Annotated in this window: 18 protein-coding genes and 1 tRNA gene; 7 read left to right on the top strand and 12 right to left on the bottom strand. The window is 56.9% G+C overall.

Annotation, left to right across the window (positions count from 1 at the left end; genetic code table 11):
* Positions 1–66: 66 nt before the first annotated feature.
* Positions 67–143 (bottom strand) — tRNA-Val (locus ABLU50_RS09610).
* 253 nt (positions 144–396) lie between these two features.
* On the opposite strand from ABLU50_RS09610, the gene ABLU50_RS09605 reads away from it, so the two are divergent.
* Positions 397–975: a TIGR00730 family Rossman fold protein gene (locus ABLU50_RS09605; RefSeq protein ID WP_004202897.1), complete on the top strand. Its 579-nt coding sequence runs from the start codon at positions 397–399 to the stop codon at positions 973–975.
* Positions 976–1,114: 139 nt separating this feature from the next.
* Here the strand turns inward: ABLU50_RS09605 and asr are convergent, their stop codons facing one another.
* On the bottom strand, positions 1,115–1,465 hold the full coding sequence (gene asr, locus ABLU50_RS09600) for an acid resistance repetitive basic protein Asr (protein WP_348864690.1): 351 nt from the start codon (positions 1,463–1,465) through the stop codon (positions 1,115–1,117).
* 177 nt (positions 1,466–1,642) lie between these two features.
* On the bottom strand, positions 1,643–3,016 hold the full coding sequence (gene mdtK, locus ABLU50_RS09595) for an MdtK family multidrug efflux MATE transporter (protein ID WP_004202895.1): 1,374 nt from the start codon (positions 3,014–3,016) through the stop codon (positions 1,643–1,645).
* A gap of 229 nt (positions 3,017–3,245) precedes the next feature.
* Here mdtK and ABLU50_RS09590 point away from each other — a divergent pair, with 229 nt between their 5' ends.
* A complete protein-coding gene (locus ABLU50_RS09590) occupies positions 3,246–3,881 on the top strand; it encodes a riboflavin synthase (RefSeq protein ID WP_004202894.1) in 636 nt (211 codons plus the stop codon).
* Between the two features lie 36 nt (positions 3,882–3,917).
* On the opposite strand, the gene cfa is transcribed toward ABLU50_RS09590, so the two are convergent.
* Both cfa and punC read right to left on the bottom strand, forming a co-directional pair.
* The gene (cfa, locus tag ABLU50_RS09585) at positions 3,918–5,066 is read right to left on the bottom strand and encodes a cyclopropane fatty acyl phospholipid synthase (protein ID WP_049093860.1); all 1,149 of its coding nucleotides are present in this window, start codon (positions 5,064–5,066) and stop codon (positions 3,918–3,920) included.
* Positions 5,067–5,360: 294 nt separating this feature from the next.
* The gene (gene punC / locus ABLU50_RS09580) at positions 5,361–6,542 is read right to left on the bottom strand and encodes a purine nucleoside transporter PunC (RefSeq protein ID WP_057215627.1); all 1,182 of its coding nucleotides are present in this window, start codon (positions 6,540–6,542) and stop codon (positions 5,361–5,363) included.
* Between the two features lie 112 nt (positions 6,543–6,654).
* Here punC and punR point away from each other — a divergent pair, with 112 nt between their 5' ends.
* Positions 6,655–7,566 carry a DNA-binding transcriptional activator PunR gene (punR, locus tag ABLU50_RS09575; RefSeq protein WP_004202889.1) on the top strand — a complete coding sequence of 304 codons (912 nt, stop codon included), beginning with the start codon at positions 6,655–6,657 and terminating at the stop codon, positions 7,564–7,566.
* An 18-nt stretch (positions 7,567–7,584) separates the two neighbouring features.
* Here the strand turns inward: punR and purR are convergent, their stop codons facing one another.
* Positions 7,585–8,610 (bottom strand): HTH-type transcriptional repressor PurR, encoded by a 1,026-nt coding sequence (purR, locus tag ABLU50_RS09570; protein ID WP_004202888.1) that lies wholly within the window; start codon positions 8,608–8,610, stop codon positions 7,585–7,587.
* 292 nt (positions 8,611–8,902) lie between these two features.
* Here purR and ABLU50_RS09565 point away from each other — a divergent pair, with 292 nt between their 5' ends.
* The gene (locus ABLU50_RS09565) at positions 8,903–8,995 is read left to right on the top strand and encodes a YnhF family membrane protein (protein ID WP_002907776.1); all 93 of its coding nucleotides are present in this window, start codon (positions 8,903–8,905) and stop codon (positions 8,993–8,995) included.
* Positions 8,996–9,162: 167 nt separating this feature from the next.
* Positions 9,163–10,332 carry an MFS transporter gene (locus ABLU50_RS09560; RefSeq protein ID WP_004202887.1) on the top strand — a complete coding sequence of 390 codons (1,170 nt, stop codon included), beginning with the start codon at positions 9,163–9,165 and terminating at the stop codon, positions 10,330–10,332.
* A 59-nt stretch (positions 10,333–10,391) separates the two neighbouring features.
* Here the strand turns inward: ABLU50_RS09560 and sodB are convergent, their stop codons facing one another.
* Positions 10,392–10,973 carry a superoxide dismutase [Fe] gene (gene sodB, locus ABLU50_RS09555; protein ID WP_004202885.1) on the bottom strand — a complete coding sequence of 194 codons (582 nt, stop codon included), beginning with the start codon at positions 10,971–10,973 and terminating at the stop codon, positions 10,392–10,394.
* A 479-nt stretch (positions 10,974–11,452) separates the two neighbouring features.
* On the opposite strand from sodB, the gene ABLU50_RS09550 reads away from it, so the two are divergent.
* Positions 11,453–11,938, top strand: a complete 486-nt coding sequence (locus ABLU50_RS09550) for an AraC family transcriptional regulator (protein WP_023318438.1) — start codon at positions 11,453–11,455, stop codon at positions 11,936–11,938.
* Here ABLU50_RS09550 and ABLU50_RS09545 read toward each other — a convergent pair.
* Positions 11,893–12,765: a C40 family peptidase gene (locus ABLU50_RS09545; RefSeq protein ID WP_004189707.1), complete on the bottom strand. Its 873-nt coding sequence runs from the start codon at positions 12,763–12,765 to the stop codon at positions 11,893–11,895. The two genes, ABLU50_RS09550 and ABLU50_RS09545, sit on opposite strands and share 46 nt — an antisense overlap.
* Before the next feature lie 341 nt (positions 12,766–13,106).
* Between ABLU50_RS09545 and ABLU50_RS09540 the strand changes: the two genes are divergently transcribed.
* Positions 13,107–13,454 (top strand): Grx4 family monothiol glutaredoxin, encoded by a 348-nt coding sequence (locus ABLU50_RS09540; RefSeq protein WP_002907768.1) that lies wholly within the window; start codon positions 13,107–13,109, stop codon positions 13,452–13,454.
* Between the two features lie 47 nt (positions 13,455–13,501).
* On the opposite strand, the gene rnt is transcribed toward ABLU50_RS09540, so the two are convergent.
* The 4 genes from rnt to ABLU50_RS09520 all read right to left on the bottom strand — a co-directional run bounded on the left by rnt (position 13,502) and on the right by ABLU50_RS09520 (position 16,523).
* Positions 13,502–14,149, bottom strand: coding sequence for a ribonuclease T (gene rnt / locus ABLU50_RS09535; protein WP_004202881.1), 648 nt, complete (start codon positions 14,147–14,149; stop codon positions 13,502–13,504).
* A 137-nt stretch (positions 14,150–14,286) separates the two neighbouring features.
* Positions 14,287–14,694 carry a lactoylglutathione lyase gene (gene gloA, locus ABLU50_RS09530; RefSeq protein ID WP_004202879.1) on the bottom strand — a complete coding sequence of 136 codons (408 nt, stop codon included), beginning with the start codon at positions 14,692–14,694 and terminating at the stop codon, positions 14,287–14,289.
* A gap of 78 nt (positions 14,695–14,772) precedes the next feature.
* On the bottom strand, positions 14,773–15,870 hold the full coding sequence (locus ABLU50_RS09525) for an alkene reductase (protein WP_004202878.1): 1,098 nt from the start codon (positions 15,868–15,870) through the stop codon (positions 14,773–14,775).
* Between the two features lie 53 nt (positions 15,871–15,923).
* Positions 15,924–16,523 carry a TetR/AcrR family transcriptional regulator gene (locus ABLU50_RS09520; RefSeq protein WP_087833010.1) on the bottom strand — a complete coding sequence of 200 codons (600 nt, stop codon included), beginning with the start codon at positions 16,521–16,523 and terminating at the stop codon, positions 15,924–15,926.
* Between the last annotated feature and the right edge of the window lie 28 nt (positions 16,524–16,551).

Here is a 16,551-nt window from a genome sequence, read left to right as displayed (position 1 = left end):
GACTCGAACCAACGACCCCCACCATGTCAAGGTGGTGCTCTAACCAACTGAGCTATAAACGCATAATGGTGCGTTCGATTGGACTCGAACCAACGACCCCCACCATGTCAAGGTGGTGCTCTAACCAACTGAGCTACGAACGCAATGTTGTGGTGACAACGGGGACGCATATTAGCGGCAGGCAGGGGATGTGGCAAGAGGTAAACGTCACTTTTCTTGTACATTGTATGCGATTGCGGATCTTTTACCCACTCCGGCGATATTTTACTGAACCACAAGGATATTTCTTCGCCAGCAGGCGCCTCGCCTCTCTTTTCTTTGCCGGTCTCACCCTGCGCGTAAGGGTTGCCGTTGTGTTAAATTATCGCCCACCAGAAGAGAGGAGTAATAAGGAAGATGAAATCGATTGGTATTTTCTGCGGTTCTTCAGCTGGCGAACATCCGCTGTATCTCGAAACCGCCCGACGGGTTGGCCACATGCTGGCGCAGCAGGGACTGGCTGTTGTCTATGGCGGCGGCAAAGTTGGCTTGATGGGGGCGGTTGCCGATGCGGCGCTGGAGGCCGGGGGCACGGTCATCGGCGTAATGCCGCGCGGCCTGGTGGAGCGGGAAATTGCCCACCGCGGGTTGACGGAGCTGCATGTGGTGGAGGATATGCACGAACGGAAAACCAAAATGGCGGCGCTGGCCGACGGCTTTATTGCTCTGCCGGGCGGAGCGGGGACGCTTGAAGAGATTTTCGAACAGTGGACCTGGGCGCAGTTGGGCATCCATGAAAAACCGTGCGCATTCCTGAATATCAAGGGGTATTACGATCCGCTGCAGGCGATGGTCAATAACATGGTACGGGAAGGATTTATGCACCCGCGCTACGCGGAGATGCTGCCGTTTGCTGCTTCGCCAGAGGAGATTATCGCCGGTTTCCGCGACTATACGCCGCCGGCCCGTAAATGGGTTCAGCAGCCCGCTATTTAAACATCAAGCGAAGGGTAAACAGCGCGCAGACGATGAGCATAACCAACAGCAATTCGAAGCGATAGCGTTGCAGCATGATGTCCTCCTGAAAAAAAACCGGCGCTATTCAGCGCCGGTTTATTACCTTAACGCCTGACCGTTATGCCGCCGGTTGTACCGCCGGTTTGGCTGCGTGGTGCGCCGCTTTATGGTGCTTCTTCGCCGCCTGGGCTTTCTGCGCTACGGCCGGTTTCGCCGCGGCTTTATGGTGCTTTTTAGCTGCCTGGGCTTTCTGCGCTACGGCCGGTTTTGTCGTCGCTTTATGGTGTTTCTTCGCTGCCTGGGCTTTCTGTTCGGCTGCCGGTTTCGCCGCCGCTTTGTGATGTTTCTTGTGGTGAACGGTGGTGTGGCTGTCTGCGGTAGCCGGGGTGGTGGTCGCGGCGTCGGCTGCGAAAGCAACAGATGACAGACCCATAGCAGCGGCAACAACCAGAGCTAATACTTTTTTCATGCTGAAATCCTCGAATTGGTTTCCTGAGTAACCCCACTGCGGGGCTGTTGGCCACACTATATGCATCTCCGGGGCGCTCATCAGTGAGTCTTTGGTGTCGGGGAGTAACGGAATGTACAACGTCGGAACATAACTGAAGAAAGAAAAAGCCCGCCGGGGTGGCGGGCTTTGGCAGGATCAGCGCGCGGCGCGCTGTAAGATGATGCTGGAGGGCTGGCGCTGCAGAAAACGCATCCGCAGCATCATCATAATAGCGGCGGAGGTCAGGCCGATGATAAATCCGCACCAGAAGCCGGCCGGCCCCATGCGGGGGACAATCACGTCGGTCAGGGCCAGCAGGTAGCCGCTGGGTAAACCCAGCACCCAGTACGCGGTAAAGGTGATAAAAAAGATAGACCGCGTATCTTTATAGCCGCGCAGGATACCGCTGCCGATCACCTGAATAGAGTCCGAGATCTGGTAGACCGCCGCCAGCAGCATCAGATGCGAGGCCAGCATCACCACCTCCGGGTTATCGTTGTACAGCAGGGCAATTTGCTTACGCATCAGCACGGTAAAGATAGCGGTAAACACCGCCAGGCAGACGCCCACGCCCACACCCGTACGGGCGGAAACCTGGGCATCGATCGTTGAGCCCTGGCCGAGGCGGAAGCCGACGCGAATGGTGACCGCGGCCGCCAGCGACAACGGCAGAACGAACATCAGCGAGCTGAAGTTCAGCGCAATCTGGTGGCCGGCGACGTCAATGATCCCGAGCGGGGAGACCAGCAGCGCGACGACGGCAAACAGGGTCACTTCGAAGAAAAGCGCCAGGGCGATGGGTAGCCCCAGCTGCACCAGCCGCAGCAGGACGGCGAAATCGGGGCCGCTGAAGCCCTCGGCGCAGCGGATATCGCGCATCGAACGCGACCGGCGCACCCACCACAGCATGCTGGCAAACATCACCCAGTAAACGGAGGCGGTCGCCACGCCGCAGCCGACGCCGCCCAGCTCTGGCATGCCGAAATGGCCATAGATAAAGATGTAGTTCACCGGAATGTTGACCAGTAAACCGATAAAGCCCATGACCATTCCGGGCTTGGTTTTTGCCAGCCCTTCACACTGGTTACGGGCGACCTGGAAGAACAGATAGCCCGGCGCCCCCCACAGCAGCGCGCGCAGATAGCCAACCGCTTTCTCCGCTAGCAGCGGATCGATGTTATGCATGGAGCTGATGATATACCCGGCATTCCACAGCACGACCATGATCAGCACCGAGACCAGCCCCGCCAGCCAGAAGCCCTGACGCACCTGCGGCGCGATACGCTCCCGACGCCCGGAGCCGTTAAGCTGCGCCACCACCGGGGTCAGCGCCAGCAGCAGCCCATGGCCGAAGAGAATGGCCGGCAGCCAGATGGAGGTTCCGATGGCCACCGCGGCCATATCGGTGGCGCTGTAGCCGCCCGCCATCACGGTATCGACAAAACCCATCGCCGTCTGCGCTACCTGCGCAAGAATGACGGGTATAGCCAGAGCTAATAACTGACGCGCTTCAATGAAATACTTCTGCACGTGAACACCTTTGTATTGTTGTTATTTTGAGACTAAAAAAGCCGCCGTAACTGGCAGCAAGGGGATAAAAATGAGGAAATTCCAGTCTATTGTAGCGAGGATTAGCCATTAAGCCAGTGAAAAAAGAGTCGAGGCACGAAGCGCGCTGGCAACCGCTCAGCCCTCCTGTTATTGTTCCCGATAGCGAAAACGGTAATGATACCGTCATGATTTTCAACAGGAGCCAAACATGTTTACTGGTATTGTTCAGGGAACCGCGAAAGTGGTCTCCATTGATGATAAACCCAATTTTCGCACCCACGTGGTGGAGCTGCCGGCGCATATGCTGGAGGGGCTCGAAACCGGGGCATCGGTAGCCAACAACGGTTGCTGTCTGACGGTGACCGACATCAACGGCGCGCGCATCAGCTTTGATCTCATGAAAGAGACGCTGCGGATTACCAATCTTGGCGATATTCAGGTCGGGGATGAAGTTAACGTCGAGCGGGCGGCGAAATTCAGTGATGAAATCGGCGGGCATTTGATGTCCGGCCATATTATGACCACCGCGGAAATCGTGAAGATCCTCACTTCCGAAAATAACCGTCAGATCTGGTTTAAAGTACAGGACCCGACGCTGATGAAATATATCCTTTATAAAGGATTCATCGGTATCGATGGCATCAGCCTGACGGTAGGTGAGGTGACGGCAACCCGATTCTGCGTGCATCTTATTCCGGAGACGCTGCAGCGGACCACGCTGGGGGCGAAAAAGCTGGGCGACCGCGTCAATATCGAGATCGACCCGCAAACCCAGGCGGTTGTCGATACGGTCGAACGCGTGCTGGCGGCGAAAGAGATGGCGGCAAAGGTCAGTGAAGCCTGAAAAAAAATCCCCCGCCGGTGAGCGGGGGACTGTGTTTTAACGGGCGACGCGCAGTCCGTGTTCAACCCCGCGCGAGAACACCACCTGCCAGAGCTGAATGTCGCGGGCGCGGAAGGCGCCGGCGCAGGCGTTCAGGTAATAACTGAACATGCGTTTGAAACGCTCTGAATAGTTATCGGCAATTTCCGGCCAGCTGGCGAGGAAACGCTCATACCAGGCCATCAGGGTGGTGTCGTAATCGGCGCCGAAGTTGTGCCAGTCTTCCATCACAAAGTGCTTCTCGCTGGCATCGGCGATCTGCCGTACCGACGGCAGGCAGCCGTTGGGGAAGATATATTTATTGATCCACGGGTCAACGTTATGGTCGGTGACTTTGGAACCGATGGTGTGCAGTAAGAAGCGGCCGTTGGGTTTTAAATTACGATCGGCGACCTCAAAGTAGGTGGCGTAATTTTTGGGACCCACATGCTCGAACATGCCGACGGAGACAATGCGGTCGAAGCTGTCGTGCAGATCGCGATAATCCTGAAGACGAATCTCTACGTCAAGGCCATCGCAGCGTGCCTGGGCCATCTTTTGCTGTTCGGCGGAGATGGTCACGCCGACAACGCTCACCTGGTAATTTCGCGCCATATATTCGGCAAGACCGCCCCAGCCGCAGCCGATATCCAACACTCGCATGCCTGGCTCGAGCTCCAGCTTACGGCAGATGAGATCCAGCTTATCCTGCTGTGCGGCTTCGAGGGTCTGCGCCTCTTTCCAGTAACCGCAGGAATATTGCATGTAGGGATCCAACATCCGGCTGAAAAGATCGTTGCCGAGGTCATAGTGCTCTTTGCCGACAATCCAGGCGCGTTTTTTACTTTGCAGGTTAAACAGGCGAGCGCCTGCGATGCGGAGTGTGTCTTTGAAATGATGAGGGAGTTGTTTTTCCAGCCCGGCGCGGAGCACTTTATGGAAGAATATATCCAGACGCTCGCAGTCCCACCAGCCGTCCATATAGCTTTCGCCTAAACCCAGCGACCCCTCCTGCAATACGCGTTTAAAAAAAAGAGGGTTTTTAATCCGCAGGTCTGACGGCGCGGAGCCGTTGATTTCAACTCCCGCACGGCCCAACAATTCAGCTGCAATCCGGTACCAGTCATCATTTGGTACACTTACTTCTTCTATACACGATGAACTCATAGCTTCTCCATCACGCCCAAGTGATCAGAACCTTAAAACAGCGTAGACGCTTTTTTGGCTTTGTGAGAAATCTCACGGATAATCCGTGAAGTCGCTATCCGACGTAGAACAGAGGAAGGGAGATAACCCTTGCCGAAAGGCCTTCCATGGTGAAACGGAGGCATCCTGCATCCGTTAATCTGTTAAATATTTTTTATTTATGTGAACCCGGATCCAGTATAGGACGCTAAGTACTGGCTTTCAATAAAAATATCTTAGCGTGCTAATCACTGGTCCGGGCTCTGGCGACGGGCGTCAGGCGTGGGAAGAGTGGGCCGCCAGCTCTGGCGTCTGCTGCAGTCGATAACCCACTCCGGCTAACAAAATAGAGACCAGCATCACGCTGGTGGTGGTCAGCAGCGGCGTGGCGATCAGCGCGGAAACTAACAGGCTGGTCAGGAAGCACAGGCCAAGCTGGAGCGTGTTCTGCAGCGCCGCCGCGCGGCCGGTTGCCTGCGGGAAAGGCTTCAGCGCCTGAGCGACCACGATAGGGTAGATCCCGCCGTTGACTACCGCCATCAGGCAGAACGGGATCATTAACGCCACCAGCGAGGCATGCGTTTGCAGACCCACCAGCCAGGTGGCGGCGACGCTGACGGCGAAGATCACCAGCAGCCAAGGTAGCATCTGCTGTCCGGACCATTTTTGCAGCAGCGCGCGACAGCCATAACCGCCCACCAGAAAAGCGATGGTCTGCGGGATATAGCTCAACCCGATAGCGGTTGGGCCGTAGCCCATCTCATGAAGGATAAACGGCGAACCGGTAAGCCAGGCGAAGAAGCTGGCGGAACAGGCGGCGTAGATCAGGACGTTGCCGCTGTATTCCCGGGAGCGCAGCAGCGCGAGAAAAGTGATTTTCTTTTCAGTCACAGTGGCCGACTTAGCGGCGGCTTTCAGGCGCAGGGCAGGCAGCATCAGCAGCAGGGTGATGGCGAACAAGGTGGCGAAGATGGCCTGCCACTCGAAATGCACCAGCAGCCAGCTGCCCAGCAGCGGGGCCAGCGCAGGGGACAGCCCTACCAGCGGCATAATGGTGGCGAAGATGCGGTTGGTGCGCTGGGCGGGATAGTAATCGGTCACCATCGCCTGCCAGGTGACCGCCGCGGCGCAGACGCCAATCGCCTGCAGAAAGCGCAGCGCCAGCATCAGAGTGGCGTTCTGCACCCACAGCATCCCCAGGCAGCCGACCGCGAAAATCGCCAGGCCGCTCAGCAGCACCGGTTTGCGCCCGTAGCGGTCCGACAGCGGCCCCCAGAACAGCTGGCCCAGCGCGAAGCCGGCAAGGAACAGGCTCAGGCTGGCGCTAATGGATGCGGCGGAGGTGTTGAGATCCTGCTGCATGGCGGCAAATGCCGGCAGATACATATCGGTGGCCAGAAAGCCCAGCACGCTCAGGCCGGCCAGCCAGACTAAAAATCCTTTCCCAGGTTGTGACATAACGTTCTCATTTTTGGAGTACAGGTACGATGCCGCAGAGTGTAGGGAGTGCATGGTGGCTTGTGAAACGCTAATATTTGTCACATGCATTCAAAAATTTTGCAGGCAGAAAATGTGGTCTGAATACTCTCTGGAAGTGGTTGATGCCGTCGCCCGTAACGGCAGCTTCAGCGCGGCGGCGCAGGAGCTGCACCGGGTGCCTTCCGCCGTCAGCTATACCGTGCGTCAGCTCGAAGAGTGGCTGGCCGTCCCCTTGTTTGAGCGCCGTCATCGTGACGTGGAGCTGACCCCTGCCGGGGTCTGGTTTTTACAGGAAGGGCGCTCTGTTATCAAAAAAATGCAGATCACCCGCCAGCAGTGCCAGCAAATCGCTAACGGCTGGCGCGGGCAGTTGTCAATCGCGGTGGACGATATCGTGAAACCCGCGCGGATGCGCCAGATGATCGTGGATTTCTATCGCCATTTTCCCGACGTCGAACTGATCGTTTTCCAGGAAGTGTTCAACGGCGTATGGGATGCACTGGCCGACGGCCGCGTGGAGCTGGCGATTGGCGCAACGCGTTCTATTCCTGTCGGGGGGCGCTACGCGTTCCGCGATATGGGGATGCTGAGCTGGGACTGCGTGGTGGCGAGCGATCACCCACTGGCGAAGATGGCGGGTCCGCTGAGCGATGATGTTCTGCGCAACTGGCCGTCGCTGGTGCGGGAGGATACCTCGCGTTCATTGCCCAAAAGGACAACGTGGCTGCTGGATAACCAGAAGAGGGTGGTGGTCCCCGACTGGGAATCGTCAGCCACTTGTTTGTCGGCAGGGCTCTGCGTCGGCATGGTGCCAAGCCATTTCGCCCGGCCATGGGTGGATCGCGGTGAGTGGACCGCGCTGGCGCTGGAAAATCCGTTTCCGGATGCGGCCTGCTGTCTGACCTGGCAGCAGAATGATGCTTCACCGGCGTTAAACTGGATGCTGGACTACCTGGGGGACAGCGACACGTTGAATCGGGAGTGGCTGCGGGCGCCGGAGTGATCCGCGCCCGCCAATGCTTTAGCGACGATAGTCGACAAACGGGCCATCCGCCACTGAGCGGCGTTCGACCAGCCGAGGATGCACCTCGATAGACTGCGACTCTTCGCGCTTGTTGACGATACGATCCAACAACATATTGAACGCGGCTTCGCCCAGCGAATCTTTCGGCTGATGAATGGTGGTTAACGCCGGGCTGAAATAGCGGGCGTTGCGCACATTATCATAACCGATCAGCGAAATGTCCTGCGGCACGCGCAGCCCCATTTCATCCGCGGCGCAGATGGCGCCCATCGCCATAATGTCGCCGCCGCAGAAGACCGCCGTTGGACGGTGCTGCTGGCTGAGGATCTGCTGCATGGCGCGGTAGCCGGACTCCGGCTCGAAGTCGCCCTGTACAATCCAGTTTTCCGGCACGCTGATATGCGCCTCTTTCATCGCCTGCATGAAGCCGGCCAGTCGCCCCGCACCGGTGTTGCGCTCCAGCGGGCCCGGGATCACGCCGATTTCGCGGTGACCGCGTTCAATCAGGTAACGTCCGGCGATATACCCGCCCTGGAAGGCGTTATCGATCACCGCATCGGTAAAGTCGGCTTTGGCTTCGCCCCAGTCCATCACCACCATCGGAATATGGCGGTACTCTTCCAGCATGCTCAGGACGGAATCCGGATACTCCGAACACATCACCAGCAGACCGTCGACGCGTTTTTGCGCCATCATCGACAGATAGGCACGCTGTTTTTCCGGGTCGTTCCAGGCGTTGCCGAGGATCAGAGTATAGCCTTTCTGGAAACAGCTCTTTTCCACGGACTCAATGATTTCAGCGAAATAGGCGGCTTCGCTACTGGTCGCTAGCAGGCCAATCGATTTTGTATGATTGACTTTCAGGCTGCGGGCCACCGCGCTCGGCGAGTAGTGCAGCTCTTTAATCGCCGCCCATACCGCATTACGCGTCTCTTCGGCAACGAAACGGGTTTTGTTAATTACATGTGATACAGTTGTAGTGGAAACGTTTGCGCGCTTCGCTACATCTTTAATAGTTGCCATTACATCTCACTCCATGCCTTGACCTGATCGCCTGATCATCGATACGTAAACGTTTGCCTACACACACCCTGAATACAATTTTCAACATTGCATCACGTCGGGAAAACGACACAGAACGACAGGAAGGGGTCAATGGCCGATACGCTTTTAAATTAGCGTGGGATTTTGTCCGATCTTGGGGCAAAGTGGAAGAGCAAAAATGTGCATCGCCCTAAATCCCGGAAGATTTTTGCGATTTTTTGTGCAAAAATGAGCAAGCTCACTTTTGGTGTGGGGATAACAAGAGGGAAAAATGATGGATACCAATTTAAAGTTTTCGCTGATCACCACGATTATTGCTCTCGGCGTGATCGTCGCATTCAGCCTGACCGCCATTCTGCACTAATGCTCCAATGAGGGAGGAGCGCGGCTTCCTCCCCGTATCCCGCCATTATTATCAATTCTGCAAAAATCTTTTGTCATTTCGTTCACTTTTGTTTTTTTGTGATTGATGTCATGCTTTTGGCTTCTGATGTTATGCCGTCCTTCCTGACGGTCTGATGGAGTCATTGAATGAAAATCAACTTTCCTTTACTCGCGCTGGCGATCGGCGCCTTTGGCATCGGTACCACCGAGTTCTCCCCAATGGGATTGCTGCCGGTGATTGCCAAAGGCGTGGACGTTTCAATACCGGTGGCGGGAATGCTGATCAGTGCATATGCCATCGGCGTTATGGTCGGCGCGCCGCTGATGACTCTGCTGCTGTCGCATCGCGCCCGACGCAATGCGCTGATTTTTCTGATGGGGATCTTCACCGTCGGCAACCTGCTGTCATCCATTGCGCCGGATTACACTACGCTGCTGCTGTCGCGCATTATTACCAGCCTCAACCACGGCGCCTTTTTTGGCCTGGGGTCGGTGGTGGCGGCCAGCGTGGTGCCCAGGCACAAGCAGGCCAGCGCGGTGGCCACCATGTTTATGGGCCTCACCATCGCTAATATCGGCGGCGTGCCTGCCGCGACCTGGCTTGGGGAAACCATCGGCTGGCGGATGTCCTTCCTCGCCACCGCGGGGTTAGGCCTGCTGGCAATGGTGAGCCTGTGGTTCTCCCTGCCGAAGGGCAGCGCGGGCGAGCGGCCGGATGTCAAACAAGAGCTTTCGGTCCTGTTACGGCCGCAGGTGCTCTCAGCCTTGCTGACCACCGTGCTGGGCGCCGGGGCGATGTTTACGCTGTATACCTACATTTCGCCGGTCCTAAATACGCTGACCCATGCTTCATCGCTGTTTATTACCGCGATGCTGGTGCTGATTGGGGTTGGTTTTTCGCTGGGCAACTATCTGGGTGGCAAATTCGCCGACCGGTCGGTCTCCGGCACGCTGAAAGGCTTTCTGCTGCTGCTGATGGCGATCATGCTGGCGATCCCGCTGCTGGCGCAATCCCAGGCGGGTGCGGCCATCAGTATGATCGTCTGGGGCGCAGCCACCTTTGCGGTGGTGCCGCCGCTACAGATGCGAGTGATGCGCGTGGCGCATGAGGCGCCGGGGCTCTCATCTTCGGTGAATATCGGGGCGTTCAACCTTGGCAACGCGCTGGGCGCCGCCGCCGGCGGGGCGGTGATCTCCGGCGGACTGGGATACGCTTTTGTGCCGGTGATGGGCGCGATCATTGCCGGTCTGGCGCTGCTGCTGGTCTGGTTTAGCGGACGAGCGCAGCCGGAAGAGGCCTTTGCCAGTCAGTCATAAACGGGTGGGAAAGCGCTAAAAAAACCGCAGCCGGGGGGGACCCAGCTGCGGTTTGTCGTTTATGCGGCCAGGTTAGCGGCAACAAACTTCCAGTTAACCAGCGCCCAGAAGTGATCCAGATAGCTTGGACGGGCGTTGCGGTAGTCGATGTAGTAAGCGTGTTCCCAGACGTCAACGGTCAGCAGCGGCTTGGCGTCGGTGGTCAGCGGGGTACCGGCGTTGCTGGTGGAGACAATAGCCAGGCTGCCGTCGGCATTTTTGACCAGCCAGGTCCAGCCAGCTCCAAAGTTTTTCGCCGCGGCGTCGGTAAATTTGGCCTTAAACTCAGCGAAGCTGCCGAAGGATTTGGCAATAGCGGCAGCCAGCTCGCCTTCCGGTTCGCCGCCGGCGTTCGGTGCCAGGCAGTTCCAGTAGAAGGTGTGGTTCCACACCTGCGCCGCGTTATTGAAAACCCCGCCTTCAGAGGTGCGCACGATCTCTTCGAGCGATTTCCCTTCGAATGCGGTGCCTTTGATCAGGTTGTTAAGGTTAGTGACATACGCCTGGTGGTGTTTACCGTAGTGGTATTCCAGGGTTTCTGCGGAAATGTGCGGCGCGAGGGCGTCTTTTGCATATGGTAATGCAGGTAATTCAAACGACATTGCTACTCTCCTTATAACTTTTTTGTTTTATCTCACATTGACAAGATGAGGTTTTCACCTGAATCGAGTGCTGACCGGCCGACGCTGTCGCGTCCCGGCCTGTTATTGTATTGAGAATGTTAACATTTGCCGCAGGCAGTGAAAAGCCTTACAACGATAAAGGCTATTATCACAGGCGCAACTGCCGAAGGCTTAACCGTATTCTGCGGAGCAGAGCGTAAGACGCCCGTAGATGTTGCAAAAATATATAAGTTAAAGGGGGCAGGGTCTACATTCTCTCGCCGCGATGGTTCATTTCTCAGCACGTCATTCGAAGATCCCTGCAGCGCAAGCGCCTGAGTGGAAATAAGCATTCTAAATCAATTAATTAATGATGCTATGCTTTCAGGTAATCGCCGCTATGCCAATAATTCATTGTCTATTTTTATATTTGTATGACAAATATAGCCGCCGGCAGCAATTTCCACAGGATGGCTACGATGGCAAAAACAGATGAAGTGGTAAGCCCGAAAATGATCCCGGTAGTGCAGGGGATCGTTGACTGGATCGAAGCACATATTTTTGACACCCTGCCGGTGAGCGCGATAGCGAAAAAGTCCGGCTACTCGCACTGGTATTTCCAGCGGCAATTCGCCATGGTGACCGGCTGTACGCTGGCGAGCTACGTCAGCCGACGGAAGATGACCATCGCGACAATCTACTTAACGCAGACCGAGGCCTCGATGCAGAGTATTTCTCAACGTCTGGGGTACGACGGGCAGGCGGCATTCTGCCGCACCTTTCACCGTCACTTTGGCATGTCGCCCACCCGCTATCGTCGGGAAGCGCCGGTCACAGAGGCGAATATGCAGTTTCCCCTGACGGTAGGGGCGGAGAACGGGCAGGTGAAGAGGGCTGCCGCCGTAGCGGCAGACCGGGATCAGCGAATGGTTTTCGGGGTCATGACGCGCCGGGCGCCGACGTAATGGCGAACCCAGTAATCTTCGCTCAGGGAGGTGATTTGTATATCGCGACCTGTGCGCGGTGACTGAATGAATTTCCCGTTGCCGACGTAAACGCCTACGTGGTCGGCAGTGCCGCGTCCGCGGGTGCGGAAGAAGACGAGGTCGCCGCTCTGCAGTTCGTCACGATCGACCGGGCGCGCATCGCGCAGGTGGTACATTTCGTTGGCGGTACGCGGGATATGAATCTTGACCAGGTCTTTGTAGGCGTAATAGACCAGCCCGCTGCAGTCGAACCCGGTGCGCGGGGAGGTGCCGCCCCAGCGATATGGTTTACCCAGCTGGCCCATCAGTTTGTTCATGGCGGTACTCTGCGCTTTTTGCACCCGGACTTTATGCGCATCGGCGATCGTCAGATTCGCTTCGCTGGCCTCGGGTTTACAGCGCTTTTTATAGCCCTTACGCACCACGCATTTGCTTTTGACGCTGTTCAACGCCAGGGTAGGCTCGGCGCTGGCGGCCACCGTTTTCGCGCACTGCTTTTTATACCCTTTACGCAGCACGCATTTTTTCGTGGCGCCGACGGCCTGACGATGAAGCGCGGTTTGGCTTGCTGCGGTAGTACGGGTAGGGAGCCGGGTGCTCGAGGACTTTTTACTGGTGGTTTTAGCGGTGGTTTTACTTTTTTGACTGGTTGCTTTTTTCTTGCGCTCTGAGCCGCTTTTCGCGGGCAACGCCTTTGGCGAGGCGGAGGCGTGCGTATGCCCTGAAGCCTGAGCCAGTGGTGTGAATGAGATAGATGTGAACAGTAATGCACAGAGCGATATCGCGATTTTGTTTAGCCGCGCCACTGAGCAATCCCCTGATTAATTACAGACATGTACAAATGCCTGACGATGAATGACAAACCGGAACGATTCTAAAGCATAAAAACCCGGAAAGTTAATATTCTTTTGTATCAAAAATGTCGATTGGTTAACGATTGCATGAAAACGCGTCAGACATTGACCTCCTCGCACAGAAAATGCGCAACGCGCGCCTGCCCGCGGCGTCAAAATGATATTTTTAAGGCAACTTCGCGCAACAGAAGATAAAATATGAATAGTGAAAAAAATGTTATTATCGGTCCTGCCCTCGGGGGCGCTACAATGACAAGTTACTGCCGTAGAAAGAAGTTTAAGGAAGCACGACAATGAGCTCGACTTTAGAAAAGATCCAACGCCAAATCGCTGAAAACCCGATCCTGCTGTACATGAAAGGTTCGCCGAAGCTGCCAAGCTGCGGTTTCTCCGCTCAGGCCGTTCAGGCGCTGTCCGCCTGTGGCGAACGTTTCGCTTACGTTGATATTCTGCAGAACCCGGATATCCGCGCTGAGCTGCCAAAATATGCTAACTGGCCGACCTTCCCGCAGCTGTGGGTGGACGGTGAACTGGTGGGCGGCTGCGATATCGTCATCGAAATGTACCAGCGCGGTGAACTGCAGCAGCTGATCAAAGAGACCGCGGCGAAATATCACACTGACGAGCCGAAAGCGGAATAATTCCCGCTGTCAGTAAAAAAGCGACTTCCTGGAAGTCGCTTTTTTTATCACTCCGGCGTCGCTACTGGCAGCGGCCAGCCGCCCAGACGCTTCCAGCGGTTCACTATCTCGCAAAACAGCTGCGCCGTCTGCTCGGTATCGTAGAGGGCGGAATGGGCCTGCGCGCCGTCGAACGGCATCCCCGCGGCAATACAGGCTTTCGACAGCACCGTCTGGCCCAGCGCCAGCCCGCTCAGCGCGGCGGTGTCGAAGGTGACAAACGGATGGAACGGGTTGCGTTTTAGCCCCGCCCGTTCGGCGGCGGTCATGGTGAAGCTGTGGTCAAATGTGGCGTTGTGCGCCACCATGATAGCCCGACTGCAGTCGCTCTCTTTCATCCCTTTGCGTACCATTTTGAAGATGGCATGCAGGGCATCGTATTCGCTAACGGCGCCGCGCTCTGGATCGTGCGGGTTAATCCCGTTAAAGGCCAGCGCTTCGGGCTGGAGATTGGCGCCCTCGAAAGGTTCAACATGGAAATGCAGCGTTTCATCGGGCATCAGCCAGCCTTGCTCATCCATCTTCAACGTAATGGCGGCGATCTCCAGCAGGGCGTCGGTTTTGGCATTAAATCCTGCGGTTTCAACATCAATCACCACTGGATAAAAACCGCGGAAACGGTCGCACAGACCATTCAGTTGAGCGTTCTCGGACATCAGATTCTCTTAGCTGGTAAAAAGTAGCGCGCATTATGGCAAATTTTGCCACGGCTTGCAGCAGGCAGGGGTGAAAACAACGGGCGCCGCAGCGCCCGGGCGAGCGATGAAAATAAAGACGCTATGGTCGGGAGGGGTTAGTTGCCCAGCCCTTTGCCGGCGTCTTTCTCTTCAATCAGCTCAATTTTGTAACCGTCAGGATCTTCCACGAAGGCGATAACGGTGGTGCCGCCTTTTACCGGCCCGGCTTCACGGGTGACGTTGCCCCCGTTCTGGCGGATCCGCTCGCAGGCTTCGGCGGCGTTGTCGACGCTCAGCGCGATGTGACCGTAGGCGGTGCCCAGCTCATAGCTGTCCACGCCCCAGTTGTAGGTCAGTTCGATCACCGCGGTATCGCTCTCTTCGCCGTAGCCGACGAAGGCGAGGGAGTATTTGTACTCCGGGTTTTCGCTGGTGCGCAGCAGCTTCATGCCCAACACGTTGGTATAGAAGTCGATAGAACGTTGCAGGTCGCCAACGCGCAGCATGGTGTGGAGTAAGCGCATAATGTCCCCTATGCAGTTTATTTGCTAGATCAGAGCGTTGAGTATAGCGGCGATACGTCGCCGCTATCAATGGAGGGATTACAGCGTAGGATAATCGGTGTAGCCTTCCGCGCCGCCGCCGTAGAAGGATTCCGGGCGCTGCGGGTTAAGCGCCGCTTTTTTCTGCAGGCGGGCCACCAGATCCGGGTTGGCGATGTAATCGCGGCCAAAGGCCACGGCATCAATCAGCCCTTTGTTGATCAGGTCGTTGGCTTTTTCAACGGTGTAGGCGCCAGCGCCAATGATCACGCCAGGGAAGCGGTCGCGAACTTTCTGACGGAAAGCTTCGCTATACGGCTTGCCGCCCGCCCAGTCCGGCTCGGACATGTGCAGATAGGCGATACCGCGTTTCGCCAGCTCGCTAATCAGATACAGCGCGTCTTCTTCTTCATTCGGGCCATTATCCACATTCTGGAAGCTGCCAATCGGCGACACACGGATGCCAATCCGGTCAGCGCTCCACTCTTTGCTCACGGCGTCGACCACTTCCAGCACCAGACGGGCGCGGTTTTCCACGCTGCCGCCATACTGGTCGGTACGCTGGTTCGCCGACGGCGAGAGGAACTGGTGCAGCAGATAGCCGTGGGCTGAGTGCAGTTCAACCAGATCGAAACCGGCGTCACGGGCATTGCCCACCGCCTGACGGAAATCATCGACGATCCCCGGGATCTCTTCGGTTTCCAGAGCGCGAGGCATCGAGGTGTCGACGCGGATGGCGTGGCCGTTTTCGTCGCGCAGCGAGGTGCGGGTGCCGGCGCTCAGCGCAGACGGCGCTACCGGTGCGGCGCCGCCGGGCTGCAGGCTGCTATGGGAAATTCGTCCGGTGTGCCACAGCTGCACGGCGATATGGCCGTTTTCCGCGTGAACGCCGGCGGTGATTTTCTGCCAGGCGGCAATCTGCTCCGGGCTGTGCAGCCCTGGCGCGCCGGCATAGCCTTTGGCCTGGGCGGAAATCTGCGTCGCTTCGGTGATGATCAGCCCGGCGCTGGCGCGCTGACGGTAGTATTCGCCCATCAGCGGGGTAGGGATATCGCCCGGCTCGATGCTGCGCAGACGCGTCAGTGGAGCCATAAATACGCGATTAGGGACGGTGACGGCACCGACTTTCAACGGGGTGAATAATTTTGATTCCGACATAATGACTCCTGAGTAGACCGGTCGTCTAGGAACTGATGAAATAAAAACGCCTGTTATACAGCAGGCGCCGCAATAATCTGTTTCGCGTGGGCAAGGGCGCTCTCCAGCGGCGTTGCGCTACGCGTTATTTTGGCCTGCAGGTTGGCGCCGAGCCACAGGGAATAGAGTACCTGCGACAGCGTCCTGGCCTCGCCGTCAAAGGTCAGACTGCCTTCCTGACGCCCTTTCTCCAGCGCGTCGCCCAGCAGGGCGATGATCTGGCTGGCGCCGTGGTCCATGGCGGTGCGCATGTCTTCCGACAGATCGCAAACCTCTGCCGACAGCTTGACGGTGAGACACCCGCTAATAATCCCCTGCTGGTAAAACTGATTCAGCGTGTGCTGATAGTAGGCCAGCAGCCGATCGCGATAGTTGCCCTCGCCATGGGCGAAGTGATCGACCAGCCGCTGCAGATATCCGGCGTAATGGTTTTCAAGCAAGGCGACGCCGAAGGCTTCTTTAGAGCGAAAGTAATGATAGAAAGAGCCCTTGGGCACTTCCGCCGTCTTCAGGAGTTCGCTCAAGCCCATGCCGGTAAAGCCGCGATGCATGCATAGCCGCTCACCGGTGGCCAGGATATGTTCTCGAGTATCGCAATCGCTGTGTCTGTTCATGGCGCACACTGTAGTAGACCGATTGGTC

This window comes from Klebsiella sp. GG_Kp173, assembly GCF_040062415.1.
Taxonomy (GTDB): Bacteria; Pseudomonadota; Gammaproteobacteria; order Enterobacterales; family Enterobacteriaceae; genus Klebsiella; species Klebsiella quasipneumoniae.
This window is presented reverse-complemented; position numbering and strand designations above follow the sequence as displayed.